This is a genomic window from Kitasatospora sp. NPDC127116, assembly GCF_042677365.1.
GTDB classification, from domain to species: Bacteria; Actinomycetota; Actinomycetes; order Streptomycetales; family Streptomycetaceae; genus Kitasatospora; species Kitasatospora lactacystinica.
In genome coordinates, this window is record NZ_JBHXTL010000053.1 from 22242 (window position 1) to 42312 (window position 20071).

Below are 20071 nucleotides of genomic sequence, written 5' to 3' on the forward strand. Positions count from 1 at the left end.
GCGTGTTCCTGGCGAAATATTTCCACCATGGGCTTATCGCCGGTCGCCGGTCATCCTCCTGTCGCTGTCTTCCGTGAGCCCCGAGGCGGGCGGCCCGTCCCGGCGCTGGGTGCGCGGGTCGCCGCCGTGGCGAGGCGGGCCGCGCGGGTGCTGGCCGGGGTGGCGACCCATGCCGGGCCCGTCGAACGGACCGCCACGCTGCGGCAGGCCGCCGCGGCGGCAGGCGAGTCGGTGGCCGCGCTGGCGGCTCTGGCTCCGGCCGTGGCGGGTGAGGACGTGCCGGCGGAGTCGACCAGTCAGTCGTACTTCCGGGTGCGTGAGGTGGAGCTGTCGGATCAGCAGGCTGCCCTGCACGGGCTGCTGGTCGTCCACCGCGGCCTGGAGGACCTCTGCGAGGCTCCGCTGTCGGGTGCCGACCTGGCGCTGGAGGTGGCCGGGATGCGGCGGTCGGTGCTCGACCTCACCGGCGTGGCGCCGGGCGCCGACCACGACCCCGTCCCGCCGGTGGTCGTTCCCGAGCCCGGTGCGCGGCCGTCGCCGGAGAGCGCGTGGAGCGCGCGGTGGCTCGTCGGGCACCAGGTCCATGTCCTGTTCAACGTCTGCGCCGCGGTCGCCGTGGCCGACGCCACCCGCCACCTGCGGCACGGTGACGGCGATGCCGCCCTGGGGCGGCTGGCGGACGCGACGGAGTACGTGCGCGGCTTCCCCGCGGCCATGAACCACGCCGGCACGATCCCGGCCGACCACTACATGGCGGCGATCCGCCGGACCATGGAGCCGCCGTCGACGGACATCCCGCTCAGCGGGCGCCAGCACCGCGGGTACAGGCTGTTCCGGACGGCGATGAAGGACCTGTTGTCGGCGATCCCCGACTCCTACGAGCAACTGGCGGCCCGCGCGCCCGAGTTGGCCGAGGCGCGGGGCGCGCTCCTGGAAGCCGACCTCGTGGACGCCGAACGGCACGTCACCCTCGCGTACTCGCTGGTGCACCTGCGCCGTTCCATCGCCCAGCGGCCCGAGGGCCCCGACAACGCCGTCGCCGAACTACGGCTCATGCGCCACCGCCGCGCGGCCCAGTACGCCCCCCTGATCCGCTTCGGGGACCACTACATCGCGGACGCCGTGGCCGGCCTGCGCCACTCGTGAGCCCGGCCGTCCACCGTCCGCACTCCCGGCAGGAGAGACCCGATGCCCGGCACCCCGCACCACACCGCCCTCGCCGCGGACTGGAACCTGGATCCGGCCGATGCCGACGCGTGCCGGCGCCTGGCCCGCTCCCTGTCCGCCGGTGGGCAGGACCGGGTCGACAGCCCCGAGTGGGTGGCCCGGGCCCGGGACGCCTGGGACGAGCTCCCGCTGCCGCTGCGCCGTGCGGTGCGCCGGTTCCGCAGGAGCTCCGGCCCGCACGGCACCCTGGTGATCGGCGGCCTGCCCGTCGACGAGGCGGCCCTGCCCCCGACACCGGCCGTGCCCGGCTCGGTCCAGCGCCGGGCCACCGTCCCCGCCGCGCTGCTCACCATGGTGGCCTGCGGGCTCGGCGAGCCGCTCGCCTACCTGGCCGAGAAGTCCGGCGCTCTCGTGCAGGACGTGGTGCCCGTGCCCGGGCAGGAGGCCTTCCACGGCAACGCCGGATCGGTGCCGCTGTCCTTCCACACCGAGAACGGTTTCCACCCCCACCCGCCGGACTACGTGGTCTTCCTGTGCCTGCGCGCCGACCACGACCGGATGGCCGGGATGCGCGTCGCCGGCATCCGCCAGGCGCTGCCGCTGCTCACCCGGGCCGACCGGGAGGCCCTGTTCGCACCGGAGTTCATCACCACGCCACCGCCCTCCTTCGGCCCGGACGCCGCGAGCGGAGCCGGAGCCGAACCCCGGCCGGTGCTGTTCGGCGCATCGGAGGACCCCGACATCCGCATGGCCCAGCTCGTCACCACCCCGCTCACCCCTCGGGCCACCGCCGCGCTGGCCGAGTTCGGCCGGGCCTGCGAGGAGACCGCCCGCACCCTGCGCCTGGCCCCCGGTGACCTGGTCGTCGTCGACAACCGCGTCACCGTCCACGGCCGTACCGCGTTCCGGCCCCGCTACGACGGGGCGGACCGCTGGCTGCAACGCACCTACGTCGCCGTCGACCTGCGCCGCTCCCGGGATCACCGTCCCCAGGACGGCCAGGTACTCGCCCGCTGACCGGCCCGGAGCGGCGGCCGGCCCGGTGCCGGACCGAGCCCCGCCCGTCGCGAGCGTGTCGGCGATCGACGGCGCGCCCGTTGCCGCCCCCGGGCCCGCAGGTCCGGGGGCGGCGGCGCGGGATGCGCCGTCAGCAGCAGCCGTGCCACTGGTAGTCGGTGGGGACTTCGAGTCCGGCAACGGGGTCGTCGGCGTTCGTTTCGCTGTTCGCGTCGGCGACGGAGTGGATGGTGGTGCCCTTCTTGATGGTCTCGGCGACCTTGATGTCCTTGATCTCCTCCGGCGGGACCGTCAGCGGGTTCGCGGAGAGGATCACCAGGTCGGCGAGCTTGCCGACCTCGATGCTGCCCTTGCGGTCCTGTTCGAAGTACTGGTGGGCGGCGTTGATGGTGATGGACTTGACCGCGTCGAGGGCCGACACGCACTGCTCGGGGCCGAGGACGACCTGGTCGGTGCGGGTGCGGCGGGTGACCTGGCTGGAGAGGATGGCGATCGAGTTGGGCAGGGCGACCGGGGCGTCGTGGTGCGAGGTGTAGATCATCCCCCGGTCCACGGCCCAGCGGGCGGGGGAGATGGTGGCGGCCCGCTCCGGCCCGAGGACGGTCTTGCGGTACCAGTCGCCCCAGTAGTACGTGTGCATGGAGAAGAAGGACGGGATGATGCCCAGGCGGTCGAAGGCCTCGATCTGCTCCTCGCGGGCGGTCTGGGCGTGGATCGCCACCGTCCTCCGGTCGCCGGATTCGGCCTCCCCGGCGGCGGTGCCGACCGCCTCGATGAACTGGTCGATCGCGGCGTCCCCGTTGACGTGGGCGAGCACCTGCCAGCCCTTGGCGTACGCGGTGCGCACCTGGTCGAGCACGACCTCGGGGTCCTCGATGGTGGGGTAGCCGCGGTAGCCCTCGGGGGTGCCCTCCGGCCGCTCCTGGTAGGGCTCGGTGAGCCAGGCCGTGCGGCCCTGCGGGGATCCGTCCAGGTACATCTTCACGCCGGCCGCGCGCACACCCCGGTGGTACTCCTGGCTCGCGCCGACCGGGTCCGGGTCCGGTGCGGCCGTCGCCTCGTCGGCCCGCGCGTAGGCGACGACGTCGATCTTGAACGGCACAACGGCGGCGGCGTCCCGCAGGGCCTTCAGGTTCTTCAGCGTGGCGCCGCCCTCCTGGACGGTCGTGAAGCAGAAGCTCGCGGCCGACGCCACGCCCTTGCTGAAGAGGGCGGCCAGTGCGGTCAGCGGCAGCCCTTCGGTGGCCTTTTCGGAGGCCGGGCTGAAGGCCGTCTCCTCCAGGACGCCGTTGGGCTCGCCGTACGGCCGGGCCACGGGGCCGGGCCGGCGGCGGATGACGCCGCCGTCCGGGTCCGCGCTGGCCTTGGTGTAGCCCAGCTCCCGCAGGCCGCGGCTGTTCACCGCCCCGAGGTGGAAGGACTGGTGGATGGCCAGCACCGGCCGGGTGGTGGACACCTTGTCGAGGTCCTCGCGGGTGGGGTGCCGGCCCTCGGCGAGCATGGCGTCGTCGTAGCCGAACCCGATGATCCACTGGGAGAAGGCGCCCACCGGGGTCTTCGCCCACGCGCGCAGCTTCTCCTGGAGCGAGGCGATGTCGGTGACGTCGCCGTCGGGATCGGCCAGCAGGTTGGCGAGGGTGGCCTGCAGGCCGATGCCGCCCAGGTGCCCGTGGGCGTCGATGAACCCGGGCAGCAGGGCGCGGCCGGCGAGGTCGCGCACCTGTGTTCGCGGCCCCTGCCAGCGGTCGACGGCCTCCCGGTGGTCACCCACGTGGACGATGACACCGTCCTTGACGGCCACCGCCTCGGGGCCGGGAGCGGACTCCTGGGCATCGGCGGCGACCGTCACGATCTCCCCGCCGTGGAAGATGACATCGGCCTCGTCGTACGGTGCCGCGGCCCGGGCACCGCCGTCGTCCGTCGTCCCTGCCGGCTGACCGCTCATTCCGGTTCCCTCCTGTTACCGCTGGCTACTCCTGGTGCTCACCTGCCTACCCATGGCAACCGGATCGCGAACCCGGCTCCTGCCGCGGCCGGGTCCATGGGCGAGCGGCCGGCAGGAGGGGCGAGGCCGACCGGGGGCCGCAGGGGGGATGACGAGTGGGTGGCGCCGGGCGCGTGAAAACGGGAGCGGCGCCGGCGTGGAGGAGGGGGAGGAGGTTCCGGCCCCGGGCGACCCGGTGGCCGTCGCCACCGGCATGCGGTCGGTGACGACGGTGATGCGGGGGCGGGCCGGCGGGCGCGCGTACGGGGCCGTGCCGGAGTCCCGGCACGGCCCGACGGATCGGCCCCCGCGGTGTGCACAGTGGCGGCCCGGAGACCGGGCACCGTCGGCTGCGCCGTCGGGGTCCGGACCGCACCCCGGGGCGGTGACGGCATCGCCGCCGGTGTGTCGGTCAGAGGGTGTACATGGCGGCGTACGGCGGGGTGATCCGCTCCTGTCGGGTGCCGAAGTCGACGAGGACCGCGGGGTAGGCCCCGTCCTCCACCGCGATGACGCGGCCGAGACCGTACTTGTCGTGGCTGATGCGGTCGCCGACCGCGAAGTGTTTGGGCGGTGCTTCGGGCCGGGGCTTGAAGGGACTGGTGGGCAGAGGGCGTCGGACTGCCGGTGATTTCGTCATCCTGGTCAGTATGCTCCGAAAATCGAGGGAACGGGCCGTCCCGGCGGGGGTGAATCCGTTGCCGGTCATCCTCGGGGCGGCCCGTCCTCCCGGCGTGGCGAAAGTCGCGACCGGGCCGGGGCGGGGCGGGGCGCCCCCAATCTCCCCGTGGCAACCGGTTGTTGCGGTCCCCCTGGGGGTGAGGGGCACGCCCGGAAGGGTGAGGCGAAAATATTCGCGTGGTTATCCGCCGCGGCGGCCCGAAGTCTGCTACGGTTGTTTTAGTTGCAGTTGTGGTTCCCATGAACTTTGTGTGCGCCTGCTCTTCGCAGGCGCATTTTTTGTTTTCCGGCTCTTTCCCGGAGGGTTCTCATCGCGGCGACTCGAAAGTCTGCATGGTGCAGGCTTCGGACAGTCTCTCGAAGGAGATTTCTCATGGCTACTGGCACCGTGAAGTGGTTCAACGCGGAAAAGGGCTTCGGCTTCATCGCGCAGGAGGGTGGCGGCGCGGACGTGTTCGCCCACTACTCGAACATCGTTGCCCAGGGCTTCCGTGAGCTCGTTGAGGGCCAGAAGGTCGAGTTCGACGTCACGCAGGGCCAGAAGGGCCCGCAGGCCGAGAACATCCGCCCGCTGTAGTCCTCTGCTCCGGCTTTCGCCCGGCAGAAAAAGGGGCCCGTACCGTGCGTCGCGCACGGTGCGGGCCCCTTTTGCCGTACCGGGGTGGAAGCCCCTCGCCGTCGGGCGGTCAGTTGCCGCCGTGGACCAGGTTGAGCGAGAAGCCGTCGCCGGTGGGGACGGACGGCGTCCGGACCGTCGTCACCCCGGTCGCGGCGTCGTAGTACCAGCCCGAGCCGGCCGCGTCGAGCGCGGCCGCCGAGTCCAGCCGGGGCAGCGGGCCCGCGTCGCCGGCCACCAGGCGCGGGGCGGGGCGGCCGTGCACGGTGAGGCGGTACGACCGCTGGGCCGGCTTGCCGGCGTAGTCGCCCTCGCTGGCGCCGATGCGGACGTTGGTCACGGCGCGGTTGCTGTGCACGTCCACCCGCTGGGTGGCCGAGGAGCCGGCGTTGAACTGCCGGGTGACGCCGTCGTCCTCGTACAGGGTGTAGGAGGAGTCGCCCGCGGCCTGCGGGTAGAGGTCGTAGTCGAGCTCGGAGCGGTCCCGGTTCTCCCAGGACAGCGTGCCCTTGGGCCACATCGGGACGATCGCGCCGCCGCGGACGAACAGCGGCAGCGTGTCGAGCGGGGCGGAGTAGCCGTTGACCGTGGTCGGGCCCTGGTAGGTGCGGCCGGTCCAGTAGTCGGTCCAGGTGCCCTCGGGCAGGTAGATGCCGTCGCGCACGGTGGTGTCCGAGTAGACCGGCGCGACCAGGAAGTCGGGCCCGGCCAGGAACTCGTACTTGGCGTTCGGGCCGAGGGCGTTCGGGTCGTGCGGGTACTCCAGGGCCAGCGGGCGGACCGCGCCGACGCCGGTGCGGGTGGCCTCCGCGGAGAGGGTGTACATGTACGGCAGCAGCCGTTCCTTGAGCTGCAGGTACTTGCGGTTGATCGAGGTGTAGGGCTCGCCGTCCAGCCAGGGCTGCTGGTCCCGCTGCTGCTTGCCCGTCATGTCCCGGGCCCAGCCGTCCATGGTCATGATCGCCGGGAGGAAGGCCTTCCACTGCAGGTCGCGGGCGTACATCTTGGGGTCCCGGCGGTAGATCGAACCGACGTCGCCGGTGTTGTAGGCGATGCCGGACATGGTGGCGCCGGCATAGGTCGGGATCTGCCAGCGGATGTAGTCCCAGGACAGGCTCTGGTCACCGCTCCACAGCACGCCGCAGCGCTGCGCGCCGGCCCAGGAGACCGGCAGCCAGACGAAGCCGCGGGCGTCGCTGTTGTCCTCGATGCCGGCCTTGGCCTGGTCGCAGGCGTTCAGCGCGAAGTCGTAGCCGTTGCCGACCCAGGCCACGTCGAGCTTGCGCACCCGCACGCCGGCCTTGACCTCCTCGGCCTGGTTGGGCAGGCCGTTCTGGGTCCACAGACCGAGCTGGGCGTGGTCCTTGCGCAGGCCCGTGCCGGTCTGCGGCAGGCTCTCGTAGCCGCAGCCGTAGCCGTCGTTGACCAGCATCCAGCCCAGCGGCATCTGGTTGTCCACGTAGCCGTCGGCGACCTTCAGCGCGTCCAGGGTGTGGCGCTCGCCGCGGTTGGCGTTGTGCAGGTAGCAGTCGGAGTCGCCGGGCTCCAGCCCGTAGACGGGCGGCATGAAGGGCTTGCCGACCAGGTCGGTGTACCGGCCGATCACCGCCTTGACGTCACCGGTGAAGTAGTAGGCGTCCAGGCGGCGTTCCTGCTGCCCGGTGCGGACGGGCGAGCCGAAGTCGTAGATCCCGGGCGTGAAGGTGTTGCGGAAGACGCCGTAGCCGGCGGAGGACACGTAGAACGGCTGGGAGTTGTTCCAGCCGCCCTCGTTCCAGTCGGTGCTGTTGGCGACGTGGACGGTCCGGTCGCGGTGCGAGAAGGAGCCGTTCTGCTCGCCGCCGCCGAAGAACTGCTCGTCCGCGCCGCGCACCAGGCTCTGCCGCAGTCCGCCGGTGCTCCAGCGCAGTGGAGCGCTCTCCTGCCAGAGGGCGGTGCGGTCGTCCGCCTTGTACAGGCCGAACCGCAGCGGGTGCTTGTAGACCCGCAGGACCAGGCCCTTGGAGCGGATGCCGTAGTACGCCCCGGCGTCGAAGGTGCTGGTGTCGCGCTGCGGCTCGGGCTGCGTGCGGACGATCGTGCTGCCCGCCGGATCGGTGAGGACGCCGTCCGGGGCGGCGCGCAGGCGCAGCTGGTCGTCGGCGAGGAAGTCGACCCGGGCCTTCAGGGTGCCCGCGGAGATGTCGTAGCTGCCCTGGGAGCCGCCGAAGCCGGTCAGGTCGCCGGCGTCGGCGGTCTGCGGCAGGTAGGCGGTGCCGGTGTAGGAGCCGCCGTGGACGTCGTAGGGGACCACCAGGACGCGGTAGGTGCCCGAGGCCTTCGGGATCACCGTGGCCTCCGGGTCGGCGGTGCCCGCGCTGCTGGCCACCTGCTTGCCGGTGGCGTCGTAGATGTAGAGGTCGAAGTCGTCGGTGGGGTTCTGCCAGCGGACGGACACCGGGACGCCGCCCTCCGGATTGTCGTCCCAGTAGCCGGCCGGCACGTTCACGGTGAGGTCGAAGTGGTCGCAGACCGTGCCGCCCGGGTCCTGCGCGGCCGGGGGGCAGCTGCCGGGGTCGCCGAGGGTGCCCTTGGCGTACTGCGGGCTCTGCCAGGTGACGCTCTGGTGGCCCTGGTCGAGGACGGCGGAGCCGGGGGTCGCGGCCCGGGCGGGCAGGACGGGCCCGGCCAGGGCGGGGAGGACGGCCAGGGCCGCGGTGAGGGCGGCCCGGCGGAGGTGGGGCCGGAGTAGGCGCACGGTGGTGTCTCCGTTCGACGTTGAAGAGGTGGGCGGTCAGGACCTGCCGGACGCGCCCGGGCCGGACGCGCCCGGGCGGGCGAGGAGGTGCGGAGGTGACGGGGCACGCGGTGGTGAGAGGGCGAACGGCGCCGGTCAGGGACGGTGCCGGTCCCCGAGGACGACGGACCGGGTGAGGTGCCGCGGCCGGTCCGGGTCGCAGCCCCGCGACTCGGCCACCGCGACGGCCAGCCGCTGGGCCCGGACGAGGTCGGCCAGCGGGTCCAGGTCGCCGTCCGTTCCACCGGATCCGGCGACCAGGAGGGCGCCGGCCCGGGTGATGTCCTCGGCGAGCCCGGCGGGCGGCGCGCCGAACACCCAGGCCACCCGGCCCGGTTCGGCGATGCTGATCGGCCCGTGCCGGTACTCCATCGCCGGGTACGCCTCGGTCCAGGCACCCGCCGCCTCGCGCAGCTTCAGCCCGGCCTCCAGCGCCAGCCCGTACGTCCAGCCGCGCCCGAGGAAGGTGAACTGCCCGGCGTCGCGCAGTTCGGCGGACAGCGGCACCGCGACGGCCCGTTCGGCGTCCCGGACCGCGCGGGACAGCGGGTGGACTCCGGCCGGAAGCGCGCCCTCGGCTTCCAGGTGGGCGCGCAGCAGGGCGAGCACGCTGGTGGCGAAGCGGGTCTGCACGACGGACCGCTCGTCGGCGAAATCCAGGACGGCGACGGCGTCGGCGAGCGCCGCGACCGGGGTGGCGGGATCGGCGGTGACGGTGCTGGTGGGCACCCCGGCCGTACGGGCCCGGCCGAGCAGGTCGAGCACCTCGGTGGTGGTGCCGGAGCGGCAGATGGCCAGGATCCGGTCGTAGGCGCGCCCGGGCGGGAACTCCGAGGCGGCGAAGGCGTCCGTGGTCCCGTGGCCGCCGCCCTCGCGCAGGGCCGCGTAGGCCTGGGCCATGAACCAGGAGGTGCCGCAGCCGACGACGGCGATCCGCTCGCCCCGGCGGGGCAGGGCGGGGGCGTGCCGCGGCAGGGAGTCGGCGGCGCGGCGCCAGCAGTCGGGCTGCGAGGCGATCTCGGCGGCGGTGCGGGAGGGCGTGCCTGCGGTGCCTGCGGTGCCTGCGGTGCCTGCGGTGCCTGCGGTGCCTGCGGTGCCTGCGGGGTCGGGGGTGCCGACGGGGTCGGGGCTGGCGGGGGCCATGCGGCGGGCTCCTTCGAAGAGGCGGCGGACTTTCAACCCGTGGGTGCGGTCGGCTACTTGACCGATCCGGCGGTCAGTCCCGAGACCACGTGCCGCTCGATCAGGGCGAACAGCACCACGACCGGCACGATCGCGACGACCGACCCGGCGAACAGGTAGTTCCACTCGACGGTGTAGTTGCCGATGAAGCTGTTGATCCCGACGGTGAGCGGCTGGCTCCCCGGCTCGGTGGACAGGGTCAGGCCCATCACGAACTCGTTCCAGGCCGAGATGAAGGTGAAGATCACCGCGGTGACCACGCCCGGCATGGCCAGCGGCAGGACCACCCGGCGCAGGGCCCCGAGCCGGCCGAGGCCGTCGAGCAGCGCGGCCTCCTCCAGTTCCACCGGGATGGCCGAGATGTAGGCGGTGAGGATCCAGATCGCGAAGGCCAGGTTGAAGGCGGCGTTGCAGAGGATCAGCGTCCAGACCGAGTTGAGCATGCCGAGCCGGTAGAACTCGCGGTAGAGGCCTACCAGCAGCGAGGTCGGCTGGAACATCTGGGTGACCAGGACGAGCAGCAGGAAGAGCCGCCGGCCCCGGTACCGGACCCGGGCGGTGCAGTACGCGGCGGGCAGGGCGACCAGCAGCGCCAGCACGGTGGACCCGCCGGCGACCAGCAGGGTGACCCTCAGGTTGCCGCCGAGGGTGGAGTCGCGCCAGACGCCGACGAAGTTGGACCAGGCGAAGTGGTGCGGCAGGTAGCCCGCGTCGCGCAGCTCGTCGGCCGGGCGCAGCGCCGTGACGACCATCTCCAGGTACGGGAGCAGGAAGACCGCCGCCAGCAGCCAGGCGACGCCGGCGAGCACGACGGTGCGCGGCCGGATCGGGCGACGGCCGCGCCGCGCCCTCAACTCTCCTCCCCGTTCCAGCGGCTGACCTTGAGGAAGGCCAGCACCATCAGCACCACCAGCGCGAAGTTGACCACCGAGACGGCCGCGGACTCGCCGATGTCGGTGCTCTTCACCTGGTACATGAACACCGTGGTGGTGGCCGTGTCGCTGCTCGGGCCGCCCCTGGTCATGGCCCAGATGACGGGGAAGGAGTTGAAGACGTTGATCAGGTTGATGACGACGCCGACCAGGAAGGCCGGGCGCAGCAGCGGCAGGGTGATCCGCCGGTAGGTCTGCCAGGGCGAGGCGCCGTCCGTCCGGGCCGCCTCGTACACGTCGGCGGGGACGGTCTGCAGGCCGGCGAGCAGGGTGTAGGTGGTGAACGGCAGCGAGACGAAGACCGCGACGAACACCATCCAGGGCCAGGCCGTCGCGGGGGTGCCGAGCCAGTCCCGGGGGCCGTCGATCAGGCCGAGGTCGGTCATGGCGGTGTTGAGCACGCCGGCGGTGCGGTCGAGCATCCACCGGAAGCCGATGGCGGTCATCAGCACCGACGCGGCCCAGGGGACGATCAGGGCCCAGCGGGCGTACCGGCGGCCGGGGAAGCGCTGGTTGAAGAGCTGGGCCAGGCCGAGCGAGAGCAGCATGGTCAGGCCGACCACGACGGCCGTCCAGACCACGGTGGCGAGCAGCACGTGGCCGAGGTCGGCCTCGCCGAAGAGCTTGCGGTACTTGTCCAGGCCGGCCGGGCCCCGGACGAAGCCGCTGGTGCTGATGCGCAGGAAGGAGGTGCGGACCATCTCGTAGACGGGCCACAGGACGACGGCGAGGATCAGCAGGACGGCCGGGGCGATCCAGGGCAGCGGCCCGAGCCGGCCCGGGCGGGAGACCGACGGCGCGGCGCGGCGCGGTGGCCTCGCGGACGGCGGCCTCGCGGACGGAGTGGGGGAGCCGGCGGCGGTGCCGGGGCCGCTGGGGGATCCGGCGGTGGGGGAGCCGGGGAGCGTGGGGGGCCCGGCGGCGGGGGAGCTGGAGGTCACTGGGGTGCCTTCCGCGGGGTCACTTGTTGGCGACGGCGTCCTGGGCCTTCTTCTGCAGGTCGCCGAGCACCTTGGCCGGGTCGCCGGAGACGGCGCTGCCGACGCTCTTCTTGAGCTCGGCCGAGACGACGTCCCAACTGGTGTCGCCCAGCGGGTAGAAGGCGGCGTGCGGCAGCGGGGCGAAGAACGGTTCGAGGTCCGGGTGCTTGCCGCCGGTGGTCATCGCGCGCAGCGTGTCCTGGGTGACCGGCATCAGGTTGTAGGTCTCGTCGAACCGGAGCATGTTCTCCTCGGTGTACGCGAAGTCGAGGAACTTCCTGATCTGCTCGCGGTGGCCGTTCTTCTTGAAGGCCATCGTCCAGTCCGCGACGCCGAGGGTGCTGGTGAGCGGGCCCGCCTTGCCGGGGACGGGGGCCACTCCGTAGTCGACCTTGCCCGCCTGGGCCATCCGGATCAGTGACGGGTGGCCGTTGAGCATGGCGGCCTTGCCCGCGGCGAAGTCGGCGAAGGCGGTCTTGCGGTCGGTGGTGGCCGGGTTGGGGTAGGTGAGGCCGGGGCCCACGAGGTTGGACTTGAGCCAGGAGAAGGTGTCGATGTCGGCCTGGCTGTCGAGGGTGTACCCGCCGTCCTTGTCGGTGGGGCCGCCGCCGTTGCCGAGTTCCCAGAGCATGCTCTCGCCCTGGGCCTCCTCCGGGCCGAGCGGCAGCGCGTACGGGGTGACGCCGGGCGCCGCGGCCTTGATCTGCTCGGCGTCCTTGCGCAACTCCTCCCAGGTGGCGGGGGGTTGGGTGATGCCGGCCTGCCGGAGGATCGCCTTGTTGTAGAACAGGAGCCGGGTGGAGGAGACGAACGGTATGCCGTACTGCACGCCCTTGACCTCGCCGGCCTTGGCGAAGCTGTCGATCAGGTTGCTGCGGGTGGCGGGCGACAGGACGTCCTGCGCCTTGTAGAGGAGGTCGTCGGCGACCTTGTCGGCGTAGCCGCCGGTCTGCAGGACGTCCGGTACGTTGCCGCTCTGGATCATCGTCTTGACCTGCTGGTCGATGTCGTTCCAGTTCACCACCTGGACGTCGACCCTGATGTCGGGGTTGGCGGCGGTGAAGGCGGAGGCGACGCCGTTCCAGTAGGCCTTGGAGCTGTTGGACTCCTTGTCGCCGTAGTCGGCGGCGACCAGTTTGAGCGTCACCTTGCCGTCGGCGTCGGTGCCGCCGCCACTGCCGCTGCCGCAGGAGGTGAGGGCGAGGGCGCCGAGGGCGCACACCGCGAGGAGGGCCGGCACACGTTTGTCCACCGCAGTTACCGCCTTCGTATGCGCTTGATGGGTGATCGGAGATGCTTGATACACGCTGATTCTGCGCAGGTGCGAAAGAGCTTCCTGTGTTAGTGAGTTCATGTCAACCGTTGCGGTGACAGAAACGCCCGGCCGGGAGGCCCGGCCGGGCGTTGCGTGAGGAGGTGCGGGATCCGGGCCCGCGGGATCCGGGGTCTGCGACTTCCGGGCTTCCCGACTTTCGGGACCCGGGCCCGTGGGGCCGGCGGCCCGGCGTCAGGCGCGCAGGACCCGTACCCCGTCGGCGGCGATCGCCTCCTCCTGCTCCGCCGTGACCTCGGCGTCGGTGACCAGGTCGTGGACCTCGGAGAGCGGGCAGATCCGGGCGAAGGTGACCCGGCCGATCTTGCTGCTGTCGGCGAGGACGACCGACCGCGCGCTGCTGCGCAGGAACGCGCGGTCGGTCTGGGCCTCCATCTCGTCGTGCGTGGTGCAGCCCTCCTGGGGGGTCAGGCCGTCCACGCCGATGAACGCGATGTCGAGGTGGTACTGGGCGAGCATCCGGTCGGCGGCCGGCCCCACCAGTTCGTAGCTGGTGGTCCGGGCGATGCCGCCGACCACCACCAGGCGGATGTCCGGCCGGACGATCAGGTCGGCCGCGATGTTGACGGCGTTGGTCACGATGGTGATCCCGCCGCGTTCGGCCAGGACGCGGGCCAGCTCGCTGGTCGTGGTGCCGCCGGTCAGGCCGACCACCGCGCCGTCTGGCACCAACCGGTCGGCCGCCAGGGCGATCCGGCGCTTCTCCGCCTGCCGCGTGCCGTGCTTGTGGCGCAGCGGCAGTTCGAGGTTGACGGCGCCGGTGACCGCCCCGCCGCGGGTGCGGTGCAGCAGGCCCTGGTCGTGGAGTTCCTGCAGGTCCCGGCGGACGGTGGCCGCCGACACCCGCAGGAGCCCGGCCAGCTCGTGCACGTCGGCGCTGCCCGTCTCGGTGAGGTGCGTGAGGATCCGGGAGGTGCGGTCAGCTTTGAGCATGGCGGAAGTCTAGTGCCGTTCGTGCGAGGGACGATCTTTGCGCGGAGCTGCGTGGAACCGCCCGGAACGGGAGCGGTGCGCTCGCCTCCGGGGGCGGCTCCCCGGGCCGGGCCGGTTCAACGGCCACCGACCGGGCCGGTGCTGTCGCGGACGACGAGCTCGGGGCGCAGCAGCTGGATCGAGTTGGCCGGGCTGCCGGAGCGGGTGAGGGCGCGCAGCAGCAGTTCGACCGCTTCCCGGGCCATCTCCCGCTTGGGGATGGCCACGCTGGTGAGCGCCGGTCGGGCCACGCCGACCTCCGGGTTGTCGTCGTGCCCGACGATCGACAGGTCGTGGGGCACGGAGCGGCCCGCTTCCCGGGCGGCCTCCAGCGCCCCCAGGGCGAGGACGTCGTGGGTGGCGAAGAGCGCGGTGATCGTCGGGTCGGCGGTGAGCGCCGCCGTCGCCGCGGCGAAGCCGCCCGCGGGGGTGGGTTCGCGCGCGGTGTGGACGGCGTGGTCGGGGACGGTCAGGCCGTCGCCGGCGAAGGCGCGCCGGAAGCCCGCCACCCGCGGGGCGTGGTCGGGGCTGGCGAGCACCGCGACGCGCTCGTGCCCGAGTTCGCGCAGGTGGCGCCCGGCCAGGTGGCCGGCCCGCTCGTAGTCGATGGTGACCACGGGGAAGCGGTCGGGGGCGTCGGTCTCCCAGGCGCACAGGGCGACCGGGAAGGAGGCCTCGGCCAGCAGCGGCAGGTGGTCGATCAGGTCCCGGTCGCCGGCGATCAGCAGCGCGTCCACCGAGCGGCTGGTCAGGCTCGCCAGGTGCCGCTTGGCGCGCTCGCCGTCGAGCCGGGTCGTGCAGAGCAGCAGGTGGTAGCCGTTCGCGTCGAGGACGTCCTCGACCTCCTCGACGATGTCGGGGTAGAAGGAGCCCGTCACCGTGGGGACCAGCAGGCCCACCGTCCGGGTGGCGCCGGTGGCGAGGGAGCGCGCGACCAGGTTGGGGGTGTACCCCAGTTCCCCGATCGCGGCGCGCACCCGGGCCGCGGTCGCCGGGCTCACGGCCCCCCGCCCCCGGATGACGTTGGAGACGGTCTGCTTCGTGACCCCGGCGCGCTCGGCCACGTCCTGCATCGTCACCATGACTGGATCCTTCGGCTTTACCGGTCAACTTGCTTTCGGTGAAAGGTAGGGCACCGGTGAAGGGGCGTCAAGGTAGATCAAACCCCAGCTCCGGTGCGCAACTTGAGAGCCCCTTGCACAATCGGTGTCGAAGCGCCGCAGTCCGGAGCAGGTTTTTGCAAGGACTCTTGATTTACCGGTCAACCCGACCGTATCGTCCCAGCCATCCAGCCGCTCCCCGTCCTCGGGCCCCGGCTGACGACACGTCCGCGCGGCATCTCGCGCCTCCGAGAGGAACCACCCATGGGGAGAACGACCATGCCCGCCGCCCGCATCATCGGGGCGGCCACCGCCGTCGCCCTCGCGCTCGGAGCGAGCGCCTGCGGCAGCGGCTCGGAGGGCGGCGCGAAGGCCGCCGGCAGCTTCACCTACTGGTCGATGTGGCGCGCCGACGAGCCGCAGGCCAAGGTGCTGAAGGCCGCGATCGACGACTTCACCGCCACCACCGGCGCCAAGGTGGACGTCACCTGGGCGGGCCGGGACATCGCCAAGAAGATCGGACCGGCGATCGCCGCCAACCGGGCCCCGGACCTGTGGGACGAGTCCGACGACAAGGTCTACGGCACCACCGCCGCGGCCGGCCAGGCACTGGACCTCTCGCCGGTGCTGCAGCTGCAGGTGCCCGAGGAGAACGTCCCGGTCTCCCAGGTCGTCCCGGCCAAGTACTTCGAGATGCTGCCGAAGGACCCGTCCGGCTCCAACCACTACGTGATCCCGTACGAGGTGGTCACCAACGCCATGTTCTACAACGCGGCCGACCCGGCGATCGCCGCCGCCATGCCCAGTCCGCCCACCGACTGGGCCGGACTGCTCAAGGTCTGCGACGCGCTGAAGACGGCCGGGAAGGCGTGCATCGCCTCCGAGGGCGAGGACCCCTGGAGCAACGCGCTGTACTTCGACTACCTGCTCAACGGGGCGGGGGTGAACGTCGCGCAGCTCGCCGCCGACAAGTCCGGCGCGACCTGGGACGATCCGGCGGTCCTCGCCGCGGCGCAGCAGGTGGAGCAGCTGGTGAAGGGCGGCCACCTGATCGAGGGCTACGACGCCACCAAGTACCCCGCGCAGGAGACCAACTGGGCGGGCGGCAAGGCCGCCTTCTACATGGACGGCAACTACGTCACCGCCGAGGTGGCCAATCAGGTCCCGGCCGGCTGGAGGACGGCGTCGATGCTGCCGCCCACCGCGAAGACCCCGGATGCTAGCTTGTTCGGCTTCGCGATCCCCAAGCGGGCCAAGAACGCCGCCGCCGCACAGAAGTTCATCGCCTTCTTCCTGCAGAAGAAGCACCTGTCCGGGATCTCCACCACCGCGCTCAACCTCACCCCGCGCAGCGACATCCCGGCACCCGCCGAACTGGCCGACGTCCAGAAGGCCCTGGAGGCCCCGACCGTGCGCCTCGGCTTCGACGGGGTGGCCGGCAGCTGGCTGCCCAAGGTCCTGAACGAGAACTACCTGGACTTCTGGCACGGCAAGACCACGGCCGACCGGTTCGTCGCCAAGTGCAAGGCCGACCAGGTCACCTACTGGCAGACCCAGGGCTGACGGTGGCGACGACGATTGACAACCCGCCCCGGACGGACGCCGCCCCGGGCCGGTCCGAGCGCGCCGCCCGCTCCGGCGTCGGCCCGCTGGAGCGCCAGCGCCGCCGGGTGTTCTGGCCCTTCACCGCGCCCGCGCTGATCGTGTACGCGGTGCTGTTCGTCGCCCCGGTCGGCTACGCCCTGTGGACCAGCCTGTACGCGTGGGACGGCATGGGCGAGATGGAGTGGCGCGGCCCGCGGAACTACCTCCTGCTGTTCCAGGACCCGAGGTTCCGCACCTCGCTGTTCAACACGCTCGAACTGATGGTCGTCGGAGGCACGATCACCTTCGTGCTCAGCTTCGCGCTGACCCTGGTGCTGCGCGAGATGCGGGCCAGGCTGTTCGCCCGGTCGGTGCTGTTCTTCCCCTCGCTGGTCAACGGCATGGTCTTCGGCATCGCCGCCGGGTTCCTGTTCTCGCCCACCGGCCCCGTCAACCAGGCGCTGAAGCTCCTCGGGGTGACCACACCGCCCAAGTGGCTGTCGACGGACAACCTGCTCCCGATGGTCCTGGGCACCCTGGTCTGGACGGCGACCGGCTACTACACCTCCATCATCATGGCGGCGGTCGACCAGATCCCCGACTACCTCTACGAGGCGGCCGAACTCGACGGCGCCGGCGCCTTCCAGCGCTTCCGGCACATCACCCTGCCGTGCGCCTGGGACGTCATCGCGGTCTGCGCGGTGCTGTGGACCGTCAGCTCGGTGAAGATCTTCGAGCTGATCCTGCTCTACGGCGGAAGCACCAACGCCTATCCGCCGGTGAGCAGTTGGAACACCGCCGTGTACGTGTACGCCGAGGCCTTCCCGCAGGGCACCGTCCCCCGGCTGGGCACGGCCACCGCCGCCGCGATCGTCAGCCTGGCCATGGTCACCCTGATCACCGTCGTGCTGCGCCGCCTGCTGCGCCGCGAACCGATCGAGAACTGACCCTCGCGTCCCGGCTCCCCGCACCCAACCGGAAAGGTCCCTCCCGTGCGACGCAGTAACCGACCCACCGGACTCGCGAGCAGGATCGGCATGACCGCCGTCTGGATCGTCGTCGCCGCCGACCTGCTGCTGGTCCTGTGGATCCTGCTGACCTCGCTGCGCAGCGGCCCCGACATCCTGCGGCACGGCTTCGGCCTGCCGACCAGCCCGGACACCGGCAACTACACCACCGCGCTCGACGAGGGCGGCTTCGCGCGGGCGGCCCTCAACAGCGTGCTCACCGCCGGCCTCTCCTCCGTGGTCGCCGTCGCCCTCGCCGCCCCCTGCGCCTACGCCCTCGCCCGGCGCCGCTCGCGGACCTCCTCGGCACTGACGATGAGCTTCGCCATGGGCCTCGGCGTGCCCGGCCAGGTCCTGGTGGTGCCGCTGTTCATCGGCCTGTCCCGGGTGGACCTGACCGACAGCGACCTCGGCCTCGGCCTGGTCTACGTCGGCCTGGCGATGCCGTTCACCGTCTTCCTGCTGACCGGCTTCTTCCGCGGCATCCCCGGCGTGCTGGAGGAGGCCGCCGTCCTGGACGGCGCCGGCCCGCTGCGCACCTTCGTCCAGGTGGTGCTCCCGGTCGCCCGGGGCGGGCTGGTCACCGCCTTCCTCCTGCAGTTCATCACCGCCTGGAACGAGACCCTGTTCGCCCTCGTCCTGACGAACAGCCAGGGGACGACCACCCTCCCGGTGGCGCTCTCCTCGTTCGTCGCGGCACAGCAGTTCAACGGCCTGGACTTCGGCACGATGTTCGCCGGGGTCTGCATCATCCTCGCCCCGATGATCGCGCTCTTCTCCTGGATGGGCTCGCGGATCATCCAGGGCATGACAGTTGGGATCGGCAAGTGACCTCGACCCTGCGCACCGACCCGCTCCGCATCCACGGGACCCCCGATCCGGTCGGCGGCACCCTGCCGATCCTGCACGGCCTGCCCCGGCAGACCGGCGCCGGCGCCGGGGTCGACGACGAGATGCGCCGCAACCTGGCCTACGGGGTGCCCGACACCCTGCTGCCGTACACCCGGCAGGGCGGGTACGACCGCGTCCGCACCGAGCGCGAACTCCCGTGCGTGGTGCTGGAGAACGAGACCCTCACCGCGACCTTCCTGCCCTCCCTCGGCGGGCGGCTGTGGTCCCTGGTCCACCGCTCCACCGGGCGGGAGCTGCTGCACCGCAACCGGATCCTGCAGCCCGCCAACCTCGCCCTGCGCGACGCCTGGCTGGCCGGCGGGGTGGAGTGGAACCTCGGCGCCACCGGGCACTGGCCGCTGACCTGCGAGCCGCTGCACGCCGTCCGGGTGAGCGCGCCCGACGGCACCCCGGGCCTGCGGATGTACGCCTTCGAGCGGCTGCGGCGCCTGGTGCTGCGGATGGACACCTGGCTGCCCGCCGGCTCCCCGGTGCTCTACGTCCGCATCGCCGTGCACAACCCCGCGCCGACCGAGACGCCGGTCTACTGGTGGTCCAACATCGCCGTGCCCCAGGACCGGGACGTGCGCGTCCTCGGCCCGGCCGACCACGCCTTCCACTGCGACTACGTCAGCGACCTGCGCCGGGTGCCCTTCCCGGAGGTCGACGGCGCCGACCGCAGCTACCCCGGCCGTGCGGCGCGGGCCGCGGACTACTTCCTCGACCTCCCCGGCGGCGAACGCCCCTGGATCGCCGCGCTGGACGGCACCGGCGCCGGGCTCGTCCAGACCTCCACCGCCCGGCTGCGCGGCCGCAAGCTGTTCTGCTGGGGCACCGGCACCGGCGGCAGGCACTGGCAGGAGTGGCTCTCCGGCCCGGACTCCGCCTACCTGGAGATCCAGGCGGGCCTGGCCCGCACCCAGCTGGAGCATCTGCCGATGCCCGCCGGAGCCACCTGGTCGTGGACCGAGGCGTACGGGCTGCTGCAGGCCGATCCCACGGCCGTGCACGGGAGTTGGGACGCTGCCCGGGAGGCCGCCGGCGAGGCGCTGGACCGGTTGCTCCCGCCGCTGGAGCTGGAGCGGGCCGACGCCCGGGCCGGGGAGTTCGGCACGCCCGAGGAGGTGCTGTCCGAGGGCGGCGGCTGGGCCGCGCTGGAGATCGAGGCCGGCGCCCTGCCCGCCTCGCCCGCCCTGCCCTTCGGCGAGCCGGCGGCCGCCCAGGAACCCTGGCGGCAGCTCCTGAAGACCGGCACGCTCCCGGTCTGCGACCCGCCGGCCGAGCCGGTCACCGGGGCGCACTGGCGGCGGCCGCTGGAGGCGAACGCCACGGACTGGCACGCGCTGTACCAGCTCGGGCTGCTGCGCCTGGCCGACGGGGAGCGGGAGTCCGCCCGCGAGGCGTTCGAGCACTCCGTCGCCGTCCAGCCCTCGCCCTGGGCGCTGCGCGCGCTCGCCCTCCTCGCCCCGCAGGCGCGGGAGGCCGCCGACCTCATGCTCTCGGCCCACCGACTCCGCCCGGAACTGCGGGAGTTGACGATCGAGACGCTGGAGTCGCTGCGGCGCGCCGAGCGCCCCGCCGAGGCACTCGCGCTGATCGAGGCGCTCTCCCCGGCCGACCGGGCGCACGGCCGGATCAGGCTGGCCGAGGCGGAGGCGGCGCACGCCCGCGGCGACGACGACCGGGTCCGACGGCTGCTGGCCGAGGGCATCCAGGTCGACACCATGCGCGAGGGCGAGCTCTCCCTGGACACCCTCTGGCTCGCCGTCCACCCCGGCACACCGGTGCCCCCGCAGTACGACTTCCGCATGGCGGACGGCTGACCGCCCGCCTCCCCCGGACCACTCTC

General features: G+C 72.5%; 16 protein-coding genes. 7 read left to right on the top strand and 9 right to left on the bottom strand.

All coding sequences use genetic code 11. The features are described 5' to 3' along the window. Positions 1-126: 126 nt before the first annotated feature. A complete protein-coding gene (locus ACFVHV_RS21680) occupies positions 127-1146 on the top strand; it encodes a hypothetical protein (protein ID WP_380352772.1) in 1020 nt (339 codons plus the stop codon). 42 nt (positions 1147-1188) lie between these two features. Continuing rightward, positions 1189-2184, top strand: coding sequence for a TauD/TfdA family dioxygenase (locus ACFVHV_RS21685; protein ID WP_380352773.1), 996 nt, complete (start codon positions 1189-1191; stop codon positions 2182-2184). 130 nt (positions 2185-2314) lie between these two features. Here the strand turns inward: ACFVHV_RS21685 and ACFVHV_RS21690 are convergent, their stop codons facing one another. Together ACFVHV_RS21690 and ACFVHV_RS21695 are read right to left on the bottom strand one after the other, a co-directional pair. Next, complete coding sequence (locus ACFVHV_RS21690; protein WP_380352775.1) at positions 2315-4129, bottom strand: amidohydrolase; 1815 nt, start codon at positions 4127-4129, stop codon at positions 2315-2317. A gap of 451 nt (positions 4130-4580) precedes the next feature. After that, on the bottom strand, positions 4581-4808 hold the full coding sequence (locus ACFVHV_RS21695) for a hypothetical protein (protein WP_359907425.1): 228 nt from the start codon (positions 4806-4808) through the stop codon (positions 4581-4583). A 414-nt stretch (positions 4809-5222) separates the two neighbouring features. On the opposite strand from ACFVHV_RS21695, the gene ACFVHV_RS21700 reads away from it, so the two are divergent. Continuing rightward, positions 5223-5426: a cold-shock protein gene (locus ACFVHV_RS21700; protein WP_359907422.1), complete on the top strand. Its 204-nt coding sequence runs from the start codon at positions 5223-5225 to the stop codon at positions 5424-5426. Between the two features lie 109 nt (positions 5427-5535). On the opposite strand, the gene ACFVHV_RS21705 is transcribed toward ACFVHV_RS21700, so the two are convergent. The 7 genes from ACFVHV_RS21705 to ACFVHV_RS21735 form a co-directional block, all read right to left on the bottom strand. Continuing rightward, complete coding sequence (locus tag ACFVHV_RS21705) at positions 5536-8202, bottom strand: TIM-barrel domain-containing protein (RefSeq protein WP_380352777.1); 2667 nt, start codon at positions 8200-8202, stop codon at positions 5536-5538. Positions 8203-8337: 135 nt separating this feature from the next. Further along, positions 8338-9384 carry an SIS domain-containing protein gene (locus tag ACFVHV_RS21710; protein ID WP_380352779.1) on the bottom strand — a complete coding sequence of 349 codons (1047 nt, stop codon included), beginning with the start codon at positions 9382-9384 and terminating at the stop codon, positions 8338-8340. A 53-nt stretch (positions 9385-9437) separates the two neighbouring features. Further along, positions 9438-10277 (bottom strand): carbohydrate ABC transporter permease, encoded by an 840-nt coding sequence (locus ACFVHV_RS21715; RefSeq protein ID WP_380352781.1) that lies wholly within the window; start codon positions 10275-10277, stop codon positions 9438-9440. Beyond that, positions 10274-11296: a carbohydrate ABC transporter permease gene (locus ACFVHV_RS21720; RefSeq protein WP_380352783.1), complete on the bottom strand. Its 1023-nt coding sequence runs from the start codon at positions 11294-11296 to the stop codon at positions 10274-10276. The genes ACFVHV_RS21715 and ACFVHV_RS21720 overlap by 4 nt, the downstream gene beginning before the upstream one ends. A 19-nt stretch (positions 11297-11315) precedes the next feature. Then, positions 11316-12587: an extracellular solute-binding protein gene (locus ACFVHV_RS21725; protein ID WP_380352785.1), complete on the bottom strand. Its 1272-nt coding sequence runs from the start codon at positions 12585-12587 to the stop codon at positions 11316-11318. Between the two features lie 255 nt (positions 12588-12842). Next, positions 12843-13601 carry a DeoR/GlpR family DNA-binding transcription regulator gene (locus ACFVHV_RS21730; RefSeq protein WP_359907407.1) on the bottom strand — a complete coding sequence of 253 codons (759 nt, stop codon included), beginning with the start codon at positions 13599-13601 and terminating at the stop codon, positions 12843-12845. Between the two features lie 116 nt (positions 13602-13717). After that, positions 13718-14722, bottom strand: coding sequence for a LacI family DNA-binding transcriptional regulator (locus ACFVHV_RS21735; RefSeq protein ID WP_380352787.1), 1005 nt, complete (start codon positions 14720-14722; stop codon positions 13718-13720). Positions 14723-15004: 282 nt separating this feature from the next. Between ACFVHV_RS21735 and ACFVHV_RS21740 the strand changes: the two genes are divergently transcribed. The 4 genes from ACFVHV_RS21740 to ACFVHV_RS21755 all read left to right on the top strand — a co-directional run bounded on the left by ACFVHV_RS21740 (position 15005) and on the right by ACFVHV_RS21755 (position 20045). After that, positions 15005-16303: an ABC transporter substrate-binding protein gene (locus ACFVHV_RS21740; protein WP_380352789.1), complete on the top strand. Its 1299-nt coding sequence runs from the start codon at positions 15005-15007 to the stop codon at positions 16301-16303. Positions 16304-16305: 2 nt separating this feature from the next. Then, the gene (locus ACFVHV_RS21745) at positions 16306-17271 is read left to right on the top strand and encodes a carbohydrate ABC transporter permease (RefSeq protein WP_380352790.1); all 966 of its coding nucleotides are present in this window, start codon (positions 16306-16308) and stop codon (positions 17269-17271) included. A gap of 90 nt (positions 17272-17361) precedes the next feature. After that, positions 17362-18162 carry a carbohydrate ABC transporter permease gene (locus ACFVHV_RS21750; RefSeq protein ID WP_380352792.1) on the top strand — a complete coding sequence of 267 codons (801 nt, stop codon included), beginning with the start codon at positions 17362-17364 and terminating at the stop codon, positions 18160-18162. Next, on the top strand, positions 18159-20045 hold the full coding sequence (locus tag ACFVHV_RS21755) for a DUF5107 domain-containing protein (protein WP_380352794.1): 1887 nt from the start codon (positions 18159-18161) through the stop codon (positions 20043-20045). Before ACFVHV_RS21750 ends, ACFVHV_RS21755 begins: the two co-directional genes overlap by 4 nt. Positions 20046-20071 lie beyond the last annotated feature (26 nt).

Excerpts from the sequence above, each read along its gene's own strand:
- ACFVHV_RS21685 (WP_380352773.1), top strand. The coding sequence starts at position 1,189 with ATGCCCGGCACCCCGCACCACACCGCCCTCGCCGCGGACTGGAACCTG.
- ACFVHV_RS21690 (WP_380352775.1), bottom strand. The coding sequence starts at position 4,129 with ATGAGCGGTCAGCCGGCAGGGACGACGGACGACGGCGGTGCCCGGGCC.
- ACFVHV_RS21695 (WP_359907425.1), bottom strand. The coding sequence starts at position 4,808 with ATGACGAAATCACCGGCAGTCCGACGCCCTCTGCCCACCAGTCCCTTC.
- ACFVHV_RS21700 (WP_359907422.1), top strand. The coding sequence starts at position 5,223 with ATGGCTACTGGCACCGTGAAGTGGTTCAACGCGGAAAAGGGCTTCGGC.
- ACFVHV_RS21710 (WP_380352779.1), bottom strand. The coding sequence starts at position 9,384 with ATGGCCCCCGCCAGCCCCGACCCCGTCGGCACCCCCGACCCCGCAGGC.
- ACFVHV_RS21730 (WP_359907407.1), bottom strand. The coding sequence starts at position 13,601 with ATGCTCAAAGCTGACCGCACCTCCCGGATCCTCACGCACCTCACCGAG.
- ACFVHV_RS21735 (WP_380352787.1), bottom strand. The coding sequence starts at position 14,722 with ATGGTGACGATGCAGGACGTGGCCGAGCGCGCCGGGGTCACGAAGCAG.
- ACFVHV_RS21740 (WP_380352789.1), top strand. The coding sequence starts at position 15,005 with ATGGGGAGAACGACCATGCCCGCCGCCCGCATCATCGGGGCGGCCACC.
- ACFVHV_RS21750 (WP_380352792.1), top strand. The coding sequence starts at position 17,362 with ATGACCGCCGTCTGGATCGTCGTCGCCGCCGACCTGCTGCTGGTCCTG.